This window comes from Hymenobacter sp. R533113 (genome assembly GCF_056835965.1).
In genome coordinates, this window is sequence record NZ_JAKWBD010000013.1 from 1,275,894 (window position 1) to 1,289,838 (window position 13,945).

General features: G+C 54.7%; 13 protein-coding genes. 7 read left to right on the top strand and 6 right to left on the bottom strand.

Features of this window, described 5'->3' with window-relative positions:
* Positions 1 to 21: 21 nt before the first annotated feature.
* Together MKZ35_RS14805 and MKZ35_RS14810 are read right to left on the bottom strand one after the other, a co-directional pair.
* Positions 22 to 2,883 carry a 2-oxoglutarate dehydrogenase E1 component gene (locus MKZ35_RS14805; protein WP_482513998.1) on the bottom strand — a complete coding sequence of 954 codons (2,862 nt, stop codon included), beginning with the start codon at positions 2,881 to 2,883 and terminating at the stop codon, positions 22 to 24.
* Positions 2,884 to 3,100: 217 nt separating this feature from the next.
* Positions 3,101 to 4,285, bottom strand: coding sequence for an L-dopachrome tautomerase-related protein (locus MKZ35_RS14810; RefSeq protein ID WP_482513999.1), 1,185 nt, complete (start codon positions 4,283 to 4,285; stop codon positions 3,101 to 3,103).
* Positions 4,286 to 4,693: 408 nt separating this feature from the next.
* Here MKZ35_RS14810 and MKZ35_RS14815 point away from each other — a divergent pair, with 408 nt between their 5' ends.
* Positions 4,694 to 5,212 carry a hypothetical protein gene (locus MKZ35_RS14815; RefSeq protein ID WP_482514000.1) on the top strand — a complete coding sequence of 173 codons (519 nt, stop codon included), beginning with the start codon at positions 4,694 to 4,696 and terminating at the stop codon, positions 5,210 to 5,212.
* A 43-nt stretch (positions 5,213 to 5,255) separates the two neighbouring features.
* On the opposite strand, the gene MKZ35_RS14820 is transcribed toward MKZ35_RS14815, so the two are convergent.
* Both MKZ35_RS14820 and MKZ35_RS14825 read right to left on the bottom strand, forming a co-directional pair.
* Complete coding sequence (locus MKZ35_RS14820; RefSeq protein WP_482514001.1) at positions 5,256 to 6,272, bottom strand: hypothetical protein; 1,017 nt, start codon at positions 6,270 to 6,272, stop codon at positions 5,256 to 5,258.
* 160 nt (positions 6,273 to 6,432) lie between these two features.
* Positions 6,433 to 6,834 (bottom strand): hypothetical protein, encoded by a 402-nt coding sequence (locus tag MKZ35_RS14825; RefSeq protein WP_482514002.1) that lies wholly within the window; start codon positions 6,832 to 6,834, stop codon positions 6,433 to 6,435.
* Between the two features lie 231 nt (positions 6,835 to 7,065).
* Between MKZ35_RS14825 and MKZ35_RS14830 the strand changes: the two genes are divergently transcribed.
* On the top strand, positions 7,066 to 7,350 hold the full coding sequence (locus MKZ35_RS14830) for a hypothetical protein (protein WP_482514003.1): 285 nt from the start codon (positions 7,066 to 7,068) through the stop codon (positions 7,348 to 7,350).
* Between the two features lie 71 nt (positions 7,351 to 7,421).
* On the opposite strand, the gene MKZ35_RS14835 is transcribed toward MKZ35_RS14830, so the two are convergent.
* Positions 7,422 to 8,975 carry a hypothetical protein gene (locus tag MKZ35_RS14835; protein ID WP_482514004.1) on the bottom strand — a complete coding sequence of 518 codons (1,554 nt, stop codon included), beginning with the start codon at positions 8,973 to 8,975 and terminating at the stop codon, positions 7,422 to 7,424.
* A gap of 201 nt (positions 8,976 to 9,176) precedes the next feature.
* On the opposite strand from MKZ35_RS14835, the gene MKZ35_RS14840 reads away from it, so the two are divergent.
* The 5 genes from MKZ35_RS14840 to MKZ35_RS14860 all read left to right on the top strand — a co-directional run bounded on the left by MKZ35_RS14840 (position 9,177) and on the right by MKZ35_RS14860 (position 12,459).
* Positions 9,177 to 9,926, top strand: a complete 750-nt coding sequence (locus MKZ35_RS14840) for a hypothetical protein (protein ID WP_482514005.1) — start codon at positions 9,177 to 9,179, stop codon at positions 9,924 to 9,926.
* Between the two features lie 38 nt (positions 9,927 to 9,964).
* Positions 9,965 to 10,579 (top strand): hypothetical protein, encoded by a 615-nt coding sequence (locus tag MKZ35_RS14845; protein WP_482514006.1) that lies wholly within the window; start codon positions 9,965 to 9,967, stop codon positions 10,577 to 10,579.
* A gap of 80 nt (positions 10,580 to 10,659) precedes the next feature.
* The gene (locus MKZ35_RS14850) at positions 10,660 to 10,863 is read left to right on the top strand and encodes a CsbD family protein (protein ID WP_482514007.1); all 204 of its coding nucleotides are present in this window, start codon (positions 10,660 to 10,662) and stop codon (positions 10,861 to 10,863) included.
* A gap of 133 nt (positions 10,864 to 10,996) precedes the next feature.
* The gene (locus tag MKZ35_RS14855; protein WP_482514008.1) at positions 10,997 to 11,578 is read left to right on the top strand and encodes a hypothetical protein; all 582 of its coding nucleotides are present in this window, start codon (positions 10,997 to 10,999) and stop codon (positions 11,576 to 11,578) included.
* Between the two features lie 44 nt (positions 11,579 to 11,622).
* Positions 11,623 to 12,459, top strand: a complete 837-nt coding sequence (locus MKZ35_RS14860; RefSeq protein WP_482514009.1) for a DUF1206 domain-containing protein — start codon at positions 11,623 to 11,625, stop codon at positions 12,457 to 12,459.
* Between the two features lie 160 nt (positions 12,460 to 12,619).
* Here the strand turns inward: MKZ35_RS14860 and MKZ35_RS14865 are convergent, their stop codons facing one another.
* Positions 12,620 to 13,792 carry an NAD(P)-dependent oxidoreductase gene (locus MKZ35_RS14865; protein ID WP_482514010.1) on the bottom strand — a complete coding sequence of 391 codons (1,173 nt, stop codon included), beginning with the start codon at positions 13,790 to 13,792 and terminating at the stop codon, positions 12,620 to 12,622.
* Between the last annotated feature and the right edge of the window lie 153 nt (positions 13,793 to 13,945).

A 13,945-nucleotide genomic window follows, 5' to 3' on the forward strand; every position in this document is an offset into this window, starting at 1 on the left:
AGTCTTGCGGGACGGGTGTTGCTAGCCGCTAACTTTCTTGTCGGCCACTTCCACCGTTGCTTTTATATTTTCGGCGTCAACTTCGGCCGGCGCGATATCAAAAGCGCGGGCTACTAGGTCCTTCTGCTCTTTTACGTGCACTTTATTATAGCCGGTAGCGGGCGACGCCGAAGGCTTACGGGCAATGACATCTTCCAGTTCGCGGCGCATGAAGCGGAGCATGTAGTTCCAGTAGCCCATATTCTCGGGCTCTTCCTGTACCCAATAGAGCTTGGCTTTAGGGTATTTCGCCAGCTCGGTACTAAGCTGCTTCTTAGGGAAAGGATGCAGCTGCTCCAACCGAATGATAGCCACGTCCTTGCGCTGAGACTTCTGTTGCTCTTCCAGCAAGTCGAAGTAGACTTTGCCCGAGCACAGCAATACACGCTTCACCTTTTTAGCATCGGCGTATACGTCGCCGAGAACTTCGCGGAAATTGCCCCCCGTAAACTCTTCCACCGGCGACACGCACAGCGGATGGCGCAGCATCGACTTGGGCGACATAATCACCAATGGCTTGCGGAAGCTCCAGGTGAGCTGCCGACGTAGGGCGTGGAAGAAGTTGGCTGGTGTGGTAATGTTGGCCACCACGATGTTATTCTCAGCCGAAAGCTGCAGGAAACGCTCAGGGCGGGCGTTGGAATGCTCCGGGCCCTGACCTTCGTAGCCGTGGGGCAACAGCATCACTACCCCATTCATGCGCTGCCACTTGCTTTCCGACGACACAATGAACTGATCAATCATGGTCTGGGCGCCGTTGGCGAAGTCGCCGAACTGGGCTTCCCACACTACTAATGCCGTGGGGTTGGCCATGGCGTAGCCAAATTCAAAACCCAGCACGGCGTACTCGCTGAGCAAAGAGTTATAAATCCGCAGTTTCTCCTGGCCTTCCTCAATGTGATTCAGAGAGTTATAAGGTGCCGAAGTTTCCGCGTCGTGCAGTACGGCGTGGCGGTGGGAGAAGGTGCCACGCTGGCAGTCCTGCCCACTTACGCGCACAATGTGCTGCTCCTGTAGTAAAGACCCGTAGGCTAACAGCTCGGCGGCAGCCCAGTTCAGGATGCGCGTTTCGAAGAACATCTTGCGGCGCTCCTCCGTGAGCTTTTCAATCTGCTTCAGGGGGCGGAATCCTTCGGGTAGCGTGGTTAGCGCTTTCCCTACTTTGGCAACGGCTTCCTCACTAATTCCAGTCTCTGGTGACTGCTCAAAGTCTTCATTCGTGGCCCGGCGCAAGGTACGCCACTCGTTTTCAAGTGCCTGATAGTTGTACGGCAGAGGCTTCTGCTTCACCATATCCAGGCGGGCCTGAAGCATCTCCCGGAACTCCCGGTCCATCTGGCTGGCCAGCTCCGCATCTACGTCGCCGCGCTGCACAAGCATGGTGTTGTACACCTCGCGTGGGTTCTGGTGCTTAGAGATGATATTATAAAGCGTGGGCTGAGTAAACTTAGGCTCGTCCGACTCGTTGTGGCCGTGGCGGCGGTAGCACACCATATCAATGAAGATATCGGCGTGGAACTGCTGACGGTATTCGGTGGCTAAGCGCACGGCAAACACCACAGCCTCAGGGTCGTCGCCATTCACGTGCAGTACTGGCGCGTCAATAATCTTGGCTAAATCGGTGCTATAAATGCTGGAGCGGGCATCCTCGAAGTCAGTGGTGAAACCAACTTGGTTATTAATAACGAAGTGAATGGTACCGCCTGTCTTGTAGCCTTCCAGCAGCGACATCTGCGTTAGCTCATAGCCAATGCCCTGACCAGCCAAAGCGGCGTCGCCGTGAATCAGAATAGGCAGGATCTGATGGTAGTCGTCGTTGTACTGATGCTCGATTTTGGCGCGCACGAAGCCTTCCACCACCGGATTAACTGCCTCCAGGTGAGAGGGGTTGGGGGCCAATTTCAGGTTCACTTTGTGCCCGGCTTCCGTGTCTACGTCCGAGGAGTAACCCATGTGGTACTTCACGTCGCCATCGCCCATGGTCAGATCGGGAACGGCGGTGCCTTCAAACTCCGAGAAGATCTGCTCATACGTCTTGCCCATGATGTTGGCCAGCACGTTTAAGCGGCCCCGGTGAGCCATACCGATCATCACCTCGCGCACGCCCAGGTCGGCAGCTTTGTTGATGATGGCATCCAAAGCGGGAATAGTGGTTTCGCCGCCTTCCAGCGAGAAACGCTTCTGCCCTAAGAACTTGGTATGCAGAAAGTTCTCAAACACAACCGCCTCGTTCAGCTTCCGCAGGATACGTTTCTTGTACTCAATACCGGGGTTGAAGCTCAGGGAATCCTTTTCCACCTTATCCCGGAACCAGTCCAGAATTTGGGGGTCGCGGATGTACATGTACTCGAAGCCGATAGTGCGGGTATATATCTTCTCCAACGCCGCTACGATGTCGCGTAGCTTAGCGCCGGTTCCCAAACCTAATAGCTCACCATTCTTAAATGGGGTGTCAAGGTCGGCTTCAGTTAAGCCAAAGTCAGCGATATCGAGACGGGCTTTACGGTCTTTGCGCTCGCGCACTGGATTAGTGCGTGCTCGTAAATGCCCCCTGCTGCGGAAAGCGTGGATCAGGTTACGAACCTGCGTTTCCTTATCGGCGGCTACCGTATCGACGGCCCGAACCGCTTCCGCTTCGTTGGTAGAAGCAGGTGTGGTTAGTACCCCCGAGCCGGCAGGCTGACCAGCCTGGCCGTCACCATCAGCAAACTGCTGGGAAAAGTCGAAGCCTTCAAAAAACTTACGCCAGCCAAAATCTACCGATTCGGGATCTTGCTGATACGTTTTATAAAGCTGGTCTATGTAGTCGCCGTGGGCATTGGCGATGTAAGAGTAAGCGTCCATTCGTAAAGGAGCTAAGTGAGTCAGGGCAAATGTATATAGCTTAGCATAAAGCTAAAAACTCATATTCGGTTCTACAAATACGTCTGTAATTCAATAAATTAATTATATGCCCGCAACATTTCTGTTTGCGGTATAGCCAATCTATTCAAAATAATAGGAAAGCCTTACCTCGAAGTGAGGAAAGGCTTTCCTAAGTTAAGCTTATAAGACCCAGAAACTACTGCGGAAGCGTCGTCTTGAAGATGCGATAGGGCTGATCCTGCTTGCCCACGCCTTTGTTCCAGGTTGGCGTTTTATGGATGGCGGACGTTGTAAAATATAGTTCGCCCTTGGCAGTGATAGCATATGTGTCGGGCCACTGCAAGCGGGGCTCTTGTGCTATCGTTTCTATCTTACCAGCGGGCGTCCGACGCACAATAGCGTTGTTCTCAAAAGAGGTTAGATAGACATTATCTTTTGCGTCGATTTCCATACCGTCAGTGGCAGGAATGGTGCCTACCTTCTCTACTTTACTACCTAACTCGGCTGATGACAAGGCTGCGTTGCGAAGTGCCTCCGTTTTGATGCGGTAAAGTGAATGGCTGGTAAGCGGCGCCCAATACAAGTACTCACCATTACGACTTAGCGCGATACCGTCGGCATGCAGGGCCATAGGCTTGCCCGTTGGGTCGACCATGGGGTGGCCATCGGCTTTTAGCATCAGACCTGGCTCAGGATGCACCGAAGGATGATCGGCGAGGAGGCGGCGCGAACTGCCATTTTTTAAGTCAACAACGACAATAGCACCCATACCCGACTCGGTGATGTAAGCGAAGTTGCGCTGAGTATCTATGCGCACGTCGTTCAGGTAAGACTTACGGGGCGCGACGGACGCCGGAAAGCTGATGTTCTGAACAACCTTATTCGTCTTGGGGTCGATTTTAACCAGTTTGGGGCCGCCCGGTACGGTGGCAGACAAGCCCGGCGCGGCTGGGTCGAGCACCCAGAGCATACCGGTTTGATCGACGTGCACACTCTGCGGGCAGATCCAATGCTTTTGCGGCTCATTGCGAACGGAATCGTTCCACATGCACCAGCCGGCGTCTGGGTAGGGCTTCACGGAGCCATCAGTCCCGACGACCGCAATGGGATTAACGGGGTTATTATCCCAACGGGGAAACACGCCAAACACCCGCCCATCGGGCGCCACGGCCACCCCTACAATCTGGGGCTCCCGAAACTCGGCTACCACTTGCAGCGGCGAGTTGGCGGGATCAGCCGTTTGGCGGGTGGCGGCAGAGTCTGAGTTGGTGCCAGTGGAGGCCGTTTCACCGGAAGGCGAAGAGCAGCTAGTTCCGCCTATCAGTAATAAAGAAGTGCAGAGTGAGGCCGTGGTACGCCACAGCTTAGACGGAGTAACCATAATCATAATCATAAAGAGTAGAAATGTGCAGGATGCTTTGGAGAAGTGCCCAGCACCTTATCGTCGGGACATGCTTGCTTACGGCTTAAGAGTAGGCAGGTTTGTTTCTGTTTTATTCCTGAAGCGGCCAAGAATTGTTCGCAGGGAGCCGATAATATCTCTTCTATTACTGCCTATAAAATTTGGGGGCAATAGCGCCACTACAAGCATTAAATATTAGATTTAGTCAATTATTAATTTGTTTACTACTAAAAACAGCCTTTTCATTCCCTTCAAGCCACTACTCGTCTACTAACTGAGGGAGGCTGCAACCTTTTATAATAAGTGCGGGTTAAAACTTTTCGCTCGCGTAAATACGCGGGCGGCCCATCCTCTTCGGGCCATAGAAGAGTCATTAGATCAACTGTCATGTCTATTGCACTATTCATTTTAACACTCCTTTTTCCTCTCCAAACCAGTACCTCCGCTCCGCTTCCGCTCACCCCTGCTGTTGTCAACCTGACACCCCGGCACATACTATTCGACTCACCAGCGCCGGTAGCTGCTGTGTTGCCCCGTCGCTTACCTGGTTATAAAGTAACGGCCACCGTGTATTGGGCCGAACCCGGACAAACCGACTCCGAACCGCTAATCACAGCCGATAACTCCCGCATCAAACGCAACCATTCAAGCAAAGACCGTTGGATAGCGCTTTCCCGGGATATGCTGAAGCAGAATGGCGGCAAGTTTAAATACGGTGATTTAGTGGAGGTTAGCGGCATCTCTCCTAAGCTCGATGGCGTGTACGTGCTACACGATACGATGAACCGCCGCCTGCGCCGCACCATCGATTTGCTGGTGCACAAAGACGAACAGCTTTACGGCAAGTGGGACAACGTGCGCATCAGCCGCGTGGCCAAGCCGGAGCTACAATGGCAGGCCAGCTAAGCTGCCCGCAACCGTTCTTTTTTGCCCCCCAGAATACTTGTTTCTATTCTGAATCAGGCATATAGATTGTCATCTCGCGGGGCTTCCCATCGGGCTGATACAGAAAGCTTAGCGGCTCATCCGCGTCGCGCAGAATAGTGGTATCTGGTATGTGCCAGCGCTTCCACATCTCCTGCAGTGACTGTGCGTAGGCCGAGTTTAGCCAGGGCGCAAAAATGCCCCCCGTCACATCGTCGATGAGCGTATCGTAGGTCAGGTGCTGGTCGCCGGGCCGCTGCGAGCGCACAAAATAATCGGGTATTACACCGAACAGATAGGCCGCATAGTACACGCGAGCTTTAAACTCGGCCACCTGAATAGGATGAAGCGGACGCTGGGCGTCGGCTACCACTTGGCGCATGGCCTGCCGAATGATGCCATTATCCATCAGGCAAGCCATCAGCACCACCTTATCCAGCTTAATACTGAACACCATGGTGGTCAGGTCGTCGTCATACTCAAAGGCGATGGTGTCTTCGTGCGGGGCGGTTTCCAGAATAAATACGGAGGCCGGCGTGAAGTCCTCAAACTCGATGGGCACGCGCAGGGCCTGAAACGTTTGAAAAAACGCCTGGAAGCGGCGGAACATTTGCGCGTTTTCGGCGAGCGGGTAGCGCGGCTTTACCAAGGGGTCGAGCTCCGTAAGAAGTTCGGTGGTAAGAATGCCGTAGAACATTTTGCCCAGCCACAGAAACAGTGTCTTTTCGGGCAAGGCCTGCCAACCAGCCAAACCTAACGTGGCTGTTTTCTCCATTTGCGCCTCCAAAGGCTCCACGTACTGGGTGCGGCACCGCGCGCAACAAGGAATCAGGAGTTCCTTATACGCACGGATGCTTTGATCGAGTAGCAGGATCTGCCGCTCCGCCAAGCCATAACGCTCCTGTAGCCAACCAGCAAACACCGGCACCGAATCGGTGGCCGGATCAGTAGGCGAGCCGCACAGAAAGCAGTGCTGGGCGCCAAACTGCATCCGGGCAAAAGGATCGTAAAGCATAAGGTCGGGCGGGGTGATGGCAGACATGTGACGGGAAAAGAATGGAGGCTGCAAAAATAGGCGCTGTCTGGCGTCTTGGCGCCGAAGTCGCTGCTACTACCGACGCATGATGGCTCTTGCAGAATACCGACCCACAAAAAAAGCCCCCAGAACCTTCTGGGGGGCTTTTTTATAGTATATCCTGGGCTTAGCGCGACAGCGACGAGCCCAGCTTGATCAGTACTTTACCCAGGTGATTGAGAGAAGCAGTGAAGTGATTATTACTCTCGTCCGCCACTTTATTGGATTCGGCGCCCAGCGTGGCCAGCGTTTCGGCTATGGCGTGGGTCTCTGTTTCCGCATCGCCTAGCTGGTCGCGCAGGGTGTTCAGCTCCTGAAGAATCTTGGCCAGACCCGTGCGCTCCGAAGCACGCAGAACCTCTACCCAACGGTCAATTTCGGCGAGGCCGTGTTTGTCGTTTTGGTCCGGTACACCGCCGTTGAGCAGCTTCAGGGTATCGTCGAGTAGGGCGGCGTTCTGCTGATCGGTCACGTCGAGCGGAATGGTGGGCGTGAGGGGTGTCTGGGGGGTTTGGGCTGTGGAATCCATAGGTCAGAGAGGCAAATCAGGAAAGAGCGTCCTTGCTATACTGGCATCGGCTCCTAAAAGTTAAGCCAATACTCGTGTTGACTGACTCGCCGACTTTACCGTTAGCTTCTGAGCAAGCCTGGCACAGCCTATGTTCACTTTTTTAGAAATTTTAGCTCAAAGACGGGTTACTTTCCGGAAGGTAGCGGTATGAAGGCAGTATCTAATCACACGACATACTATTCTCAAGCCATGAAATTCTCCTTCAAATCTCTGCTCGTTTTAGCCGCTTTCGCTCCTTTCGCTCTGTCTTCTTGCTCGGAGAGCACTGAGAAGAGTGCCGAAGCTACTGCCGAAGGCGCTGCTACCGATGCTGCTAACAACGTTGAAAACGCTGGCGACGCCGTTGAAAATGCTACTGACAATGTTGCTGCCGACATGAACGCTGATATGAAGCGTGAGCCCGGCGACACGGCCGTTGTTCAGAACAAAGAAGCTGACAAGCTTGTAGAAGAGGTACCTGCTAAGCAAAACTAGTTTTGCGTCTTAGGTTATCCTGCGAAAAGCCCCCCAGACTCAGTCTGGGGGGCTTTTTCACGTTTCATCAACTATAGTATTTCTTTTTCTTTCACCTGGCCGGCGCCAGCCAGCTCAATCAGCACCTCATAGTAGGGCCGACCCAGGGCGCGCGCCTTGAGCCAGGCGTAAAAGCTCATAGCGTGCAGGTCTTCCCGCTCGCTATCCAGGGGCACCGCATCCGCCATCTGGCTGACTCGTGCCAGAAAGCCGGGCCGGTTAGCAGCGGCGGGGTCGTCCAGAATTTCGCGCACCAAGCTCAGATAGCAGAGCACGTACTGATACGGGCCGCCCTCGCCAAACCGCTCGCGCAGGCCGCGCTCAATGGCGCGCAGGCGGTTCAGGGCCAGGTCGGAGTTGCCGAGTTCGAGCTGTACGAGCATCTCGCCCATGTTCTTGTTGAACACCCATTCCACGCCCATTTTCTGCTCGCACCAATGGTCGGAGCGGCCGATACCGATGAGTACCTGGTTGGTTTTGGCAAATTGGTTTTCGGCGAAGTAATGAAAGCCCAGCCCCAGCCGCGCCGTGAGCTGGTCAACGGCTGATAAGGCTACCTCATGGCCCTGTAACAGGTTTTCCAGCAAGCTGATACTCTCCGCATTGCGGCGCATAAACGAGTAGTTGGCGGCCAGCAGAAAGATGTACTTCGGATAAAAATCGGCCATGTAGCTGCGCGAGCCCGCGTATAGCGCCGTCCGCAGCTGCTCCAGGTAAGCCACCGACTCGGTGAAGCGGCGCGAGCGGTATAAGGCGTGGGCAATCATGTAGAGCAGGCCCAGCTGGTAGTAGCGGTGGGCGGGCCGGAAGCCGTGGCGCTTCTCCATGAGCGTGTAGCAGCGGCGCACAAACGGCGCAAACGACGCGAAGTCGCGGCGCACCAGCATGGCGTTGCGGGCAATGGACATAAGGCGGTAGAGCAGGGACGGGCTGCGGGCAAAGGCTTCCTGCAAATCGTATTCGCGCAGCACTTCGCGCATAATACCGTCGAAGGCCTCGCCCGCCCGGCCCCGGCTCCGAACCTGGCGCAGCCGCTCCCGAATCAGGCTGTCGGCAATACCGGCGCGCTCCTCTTCGTCGGCGGCTTTTTTATTGTGGTTGCGGCGGCGGACGATGTCGGTTAGCTCGTCGGCGTACTCGCTGCCCGCCTGGGCAATCTGAAGATTATAAATCGTGTTCAGCAACTCAACCTGCTCGTTTTGATGGGCCAGCTTTTCGGCTTTGCGCAGAATATTCCAGGCCAGGCGGGGCACACCCGCATCAAAAAGGTATTGGGCCAGTGTGAGCTGGCCGCGCACCGAGGATGCGGCCGTGGGGTCGAGCTGGCGCTGCCGCAGCAGCAGATAATCGGTGAGGTGACGCATGAGGCGCTTTCGCAAAGCATAGTAAGCCACCGCGTTAGCCTCATCGGGATAAAGCTTGGCGAGCAGGGCCTCCGTTGAATAGGCTTTGGGATGCAGCAGCAATTCGTAGAGGCGCGAATCCATGCGACCGTTCACTTTTTTACGCTGCCGCTGCACGAAGCGGCCAAACTCTTTGCGGTCTTCGGGCGAGAAAGTGACCAGCGTGGTGCGTAAGTCATCCATAAGAATAGATAGAAAAGATAAATATAGCTATTGGGGGGCTTTTTATAAAGTCTGATTTTTCAACTAATAAAACTCATGTAAATCAGTCTTTTATATTATAAAACAAGTATTTCAAAAGTCTAAGAAATCTAAAAGTTGGTTCGTGTTCTCAGTAAGGAAGTAGGCACCTTCGGACAGGATTTCACTCCACAGCCTACTTATATGAAACGTTTTTTATTCTCTCTGGTGCTGCTCGCCTGCGCAGCCTTTTCAGCGCAGGCCCAGGACCTGCTCACCAAGCAAAATGGCGACGAGCTTCAGGTCAAGATTCTGGAAATTACGCCCACCGAAGTACGCTACAAGCGCACCGATAATCCCGACGGCCCGCTCATCACCGTGCGCCACGCCGATGTGTTCATGATTCGCTACGCCAACGGCACCAAGGAAGTGTTGGGAACGAGTCAAAATGCCCCCCAAATCATTGCTGGATCACCCCCGCCGCCCGGCCCCGTAGTGCCCGGCGATAAGGAGTCGGCTTATGATGAAATTCATTTAAACGGCCCCCGTATCGGGTTTACAATTCTCACCGGGGGCGTTTTGAGTGGTAAACGGCAATTCGATAACTACGATATTAAGCCATTTCTAACACAGTTTGGCTGGCAGTTTGAAACCCGCATTTTTCGGATGCCCAACGGCACGTCGGGTTTGCTGGAAGTAGTGCCGCTGATTGGTGGTTTAGAGCAAGGCAAGTTTATTCCGAGCCTCAATGCGCTGGTCGGCATCCGTGGGCCCAAAGGTTTTGAAGTTGGAGTAGGACCCAATCTGACGCCTGTAAGTGCGGGTGTAGTGTTGGCTATCGGCACCTCCTTCCGCTCGAACGGCATCAACTTTCCAGTGAACTTCGCGGTGGTGCCCGGTAACGGCGGGGCGCGGTTCAGCCTGCTGGTCGGCTTCAACTCGCGGCGGCGCTAAGTGCAGTATCTTTTTTTATATGTTTAATAACGAACCTAATGCGTCCTATTCTACTTAGCTGCTTCCTACTTTGCGCCGCACTAGGCGCGCAGGCCCAGGACACCATTCTGCGCACCAATGGCGACGAGGTGAAGGCTCGGGTGCTGGCCATCACCCCCACCGAGGTAGCGTACGTGCCCACCACCGACCCGCCCAGCTCCGACACGCTGCACCTGCTCGCCACCGAGGTGTTTCTTATTCGCTACGCCAACGGCACGAAAGAGATTATAAGCCAGTCAGCAGCGGCTCCAGCTTTGGGCTTGAGGCGCACACCGGCAGAAATGACTACGCAGGGCCGCGAAGATGCCCGGAAGTATTTTAGGGCTTCCGGCGCTTTTTGGGGTACTTTCGGCGCTACTGCCGTGAGCATTCCGGTGCTGGGTGGGCTGGGTGGTGTGGCGGCTGGCGCTGCTATTGCCGCCTCACCTCCTAAAGACGAAAACCGCATAGTCCCCGATCAGGCGTTGCTGAACGACCCAAACTATGTACGTGGCTATGAGAAGCAGGCCCAACGAAAAAAGCTGGGTAATGCCGCGGCTGGCTTTGGAGTTGGGCTCGTAAGCGGGGCGGCAGTATGGCTTGCCATTGCCCTCGCAAACACTAATCATTTCTAGTCGCCCAAGCTCAACCTTACAGCACTGGAGGCGTAAGCTAGGGGGTAAGTAGTTCATTTCCACCCTTAAGCCCTACGACTATGGATATTGACAAAAGCACCGAATGGCGTGCCCGTGGCAACTGGAATGAAGTAAAAGGCAAGTTTCGGCAGGAGCATGCCAACCTCACCGACAACGATATGGAGTATCAGGAAGGCCGCCAGGACGAGTGGCTGGGCGAGCTTCAGCAGAAAGCCGGCAAGACAGCTGATGAGATAAAATCTTGGTTTAACCGCAATTTTTAGCCCTCACGGCTGACCTTCCTAACAAAAGCTCCGTACCAACTGGTACGGAGCTTTTTTTGGCTCTACGCTGTTCACTACTTCTTTCATCTGGGCTATAAGGATTTTAGCCGTCGCTTTCTTTGACCTTCCGCGTATGAATATCGCCCCGGAAGAGTTGCATACCTTGGGTAACCTCGACCTGCTGACCCTTCCAAAAACCGCTTTTCTTTGTTCCCGCAACTATCCTGGCTCCGTTGAGCACCCCACGTATCTGTGGGCACTGGAGCAACGCGCGAACAGCCACTGCGTGCTATCCGGATTTCACTCCTTACTGGAGCAGACCGTGTTACGCTACCTGCTTCAGGGTGAGCAGCAACCCATCGTGTACGCGCTGGGCCGGGGTATCCGGCCTAATATGAGCCTGGAATACGAGTTGGAGTTAGCGGCCAACCGGCTGCTTTTTCTCTCGCCCTTTGAGGAAGAGCTGACCACCGTCACTCAAGAAACCGCCGATATCCGCAATCTGCTGATTGCCGAGTTGGCTGATCAATTCTTTATTCCGTACATGGAAATGGGGGGCAATTTAGAGCGCTTGCTGCTTAGTGGTACCCTGAATAACAAGCCCATCTTCACGCTCGACTTAGCCGCAAACGAGCCCTTATTTCGTGCGGGTGCTGAGCTGTATCAGCCTGGAGGTTTGCTGGGCAGGCCCCTTATTTACTCCATGAGTGTATAACTCACCTGGTTTACTTTCTTCCGCTTTTCACCCACCCTTCCGCTATGGCAACTTCTTCGCTTACATCTTCTCTACCTCATTCGCCCTCATCAGGCATCAAAGCCCTAGCCCGATTTGGCTTTGCGGCTAAAGGTGTGGTGTACATCGTGCTGGGCACGCTGGCCGTGATGGCAACAACCGGTGTGCAGGGTGGCAAGACGGCTGACAAAGAGCAAGTACTCCAAACCATTCAGAACCTGCCTTTTGGGCGGTTTCTGCTGGGCCTGGTTGCTTTTGGCTTGCTGGGCTATGTCATCTGGCGTTTAGTTCAGGCCTTCCGCGATACGGAAGACAAGGGCTCGGATGCCAAGGGCTTGGCCCGCAGAATAGGCTACGCCGGCAGTGGATTGCTTTACGCTGGTCTTGCTTATGCGGCGGGCCGGGCTGCATTTAGTGGTAGGGCCGCCGATCAGGGCGGGAGCAGCACCCAACAATCGTTGATTGCCAAGCTTCTGGATCAGTCGTGGGGCCAATGGGTGCTGGGCGCTATTGCGCTGGGCATCATCGGCGCCGGCCTTTACCAGATTTACCGGGCCTACTCCGGCAAGTTTTCCAAGCACGTAAACAGCAGCGGATTGCCGGCTGATCAGCAAAAGATAGTGTATCGCACTGGCCAGGTTGGCTATACCGCCCGCGGTATTGTAATGGCCATCATTGGCTACTTCTTTTTGCAGGCCGCTATGCAGTCTAACTCCAACGCGGCCCAAGGCACTACTGAAGGCGCCTTCGATTTGCTGGCCAGTATGGGGCCCGTTGTGCTTGCCATCGTCGCGTTGGGCCTGATGGCTTATGGTGTCTATATGTTGGTGCAGGCTAAGTATCCGGTGCTGCGCGGTGTCTAAATAATAGCATTATCTGCCCCACCACATTGTTATGCTGCCGAAGGAAGGACCTTATCTTGTTGAAATAACTCACTCAATGAAACAAGGCCTTTCTTTCGGCAGCATGACCGTAGCATAATTTAATCAGCTACATAATCAGCCAGATAGGAGTAGCGCTCCGTCAATTTGCCCCCGCAGCTATGGTGGCTCGCTCAATGATGGGCTCTGGCTTTCCGCTTACTAGATACGGAAACACATTATCCAGCAACTGCCGGCCAAAGTCGCGGCTCGCGTTGCGAGGCAATTCGCACGGCAGGTTGTCCACAGCCATCACCGTGATGTTGGTGGGACCGGAGTAAGGCGGCTCCAGCTCGCCGGTCCGCGAGTTATAGTCAAAGGCTGGGTCCTGAATGCTGGTGCTGCGCTTGGTGGTCGGGATGGAGCCATTCACGTCGCAGGTGATATCGGCAATGGTATTGATGCGGAAGTCAGGGCGCTGCGTGTCGGCTTCGCTGAACAGTTTGGGCGCGGCCGGATGCCAGTAGGCGCAAGCCAGCAATAAGTCAGTAACGGGTAAAAAGGCTCCAAACGTAGATTCGTACTCCTGGGGGTTGCGGTGAAAATCGGGCGTATCCCACACACGGCCGTCGCGGCGGCGGTTGTAGTCGCTGCTGCGAAGCTGGGTATACACTGGCTCGTTGAAGTTCAAGTACAGATAATCGTACACGCTCACCCGGCGGATGCCCATTTTATCCAGCACCTCCACCGCGCCCTGCGCCACGCGTCCCGACCCCGTCACGGCCATCTTGATGGGGGGCAATTTCTTGACTTTGAAGAACTCCTCCTGCATATCCTCCATGTCGACGCACTGGTAGGCTGATTTCAGCTCATATAGCCGGTGCTTGCGGCCATACGTCAGCAGCCCGTTATAAGCACCCACAATGCCGGCCCAGCGCCCAAACGCCACGATTCGCTCGCCTTGCTCGTTGGTCAGCAGCTCGTAGTCGATCAGGGTAATATCCTGCCGCAACACCTGCCGCAATAGCTCCCGATTGGCAGGCTGCTTCTTCACGGTATGCGAGAAGAACATATACGTTTTGTGGGGAAGTAGCTGCGCGGGCGGCACCTCTTTCACGCCCAGCAGTATGCCGCAGTCGGCTACCTCGGGGCGAACCTCTATGCCAAGCTCGCGGTATTCCTCATCCTTGAAACTGCGGCTGGGGCATTCCTGCACAATGATACGCAAACCAGGAAATTGAGCCTGAGCTTCCACGCACTTCTTGGGCGTGAGTGTCACGCGCAGGTCGGGGGGCGTTTTTCCTTCGCGAATGATGCCGATAGTTAGGGGAGGCATGGGAGAAAAGAGATTGGGTGGATTGGGGGGCAAATCTGGTTAAATATTTTGGCGTAGTGGCGCCACCGACTCTACCAGCCTAATAATCCTATCGACCGGAGAGGTTTTCGCCTTACCTTTGTTAAAGGTTCGGCTGCCCGTGCGGCCCCATCT

Excerpts from the sequence above, each read along its gene's own strand:
- MKZ35_RS14805 (WP_482513998.1), bottom strand. The coding sequence starts at position 2,883 with ATGGACGCTTACTCTTACATCGCCAATGCCCACGGCGACTACATAGAC.
- MKZ35_RS14810 (WP_482513999.1), bottom strand. The coding sequence starts at position 4,285 with ATGGTTACTCCGTCTAAGCTGTGGCGTACCACGGCCTCACTCTGCACT.
- MKZ35_RS14815 (WP_482514000.1), top strand. The coding sequence starts at position 4,694 with ATGTCTATTGCACTATTCATTTTAACACTCCTTTTTCCTCTCCAAACC.
- MKZ35_RS14820 (WP_482514001.1), bottom strand. The coding sequence starts at position 6,272 with ATGTCTGCCATCACCCCGCCCGACCTTATGCTTTACGATCCTTTTGCC.
- MKZ35_RS14825 (WP_482514002.1), bottom strand. The coding sequence starts at position 6,834 with ATGGATTCCACAGCCCAAACCCCCCAGACACCCCTCACGCCCACCATT.
- MKZ35_RS14830 (WP_482514003.1), top strand. The coding sequence starts at position 7,066 with ATGAAATTCTCCTTCAAATCTCTGCTCGTTTTAGCCGCTTTCGCTCCT.
- MKZ35_RS14835 (WP_482514004.1), bottom strand. The coding sequence starts at position 8,975 with ATGGATGACTTACGCACCACGCTGGTCACTTTCTCGCCCGAAGACCGC.
- MKZ35_RS14840 (WP_482514005.1), top strand. The coding sequence starts at position 9,177 with ATGAAACGTTTTTTATTCTCTCTGGTGCTGCTCGCCTGCGCAGCCTTT.
- MKZ35_RS14845 (WP_482514006.1), top strand. The coding sequence starts at position 9,965 with ATGCGTCCTATTCTACTTAGCTGCTTCCTACTTTGCGCCGCACTAGGC.
- MKZ35_RS14850 (WP_482514007.1), top strand. The coding sequence starts at position 10,660 with ATGGATATTGACAAAAGCACCGAATGGCGTGCCCGTGGCAACTGGAAT.
- MKZ35_RS14855 (WP_482514008.1), top strand. The coding sequence starts at position 10,997 with ATGAATATCGCCCCGGAAGAGTTGCATACCTTGGGTAACCTCGACCTG.
- MKZ35_RS14860 (WP_482514009.1), top strand. The coding sequence starts at position 11,623 with ATGGCAACTTCTTCGCTTACATCTTCTCTACCTCATTCGCCCTCATCA.
- MKZ35_RS14865 (WP_482514010.1), bottom strand. The coding sequence starts at position 13,792 with ATGCCTCCCCTAACTATCGGCATCATTCGCGAAGGAAAAACGCCCCCC.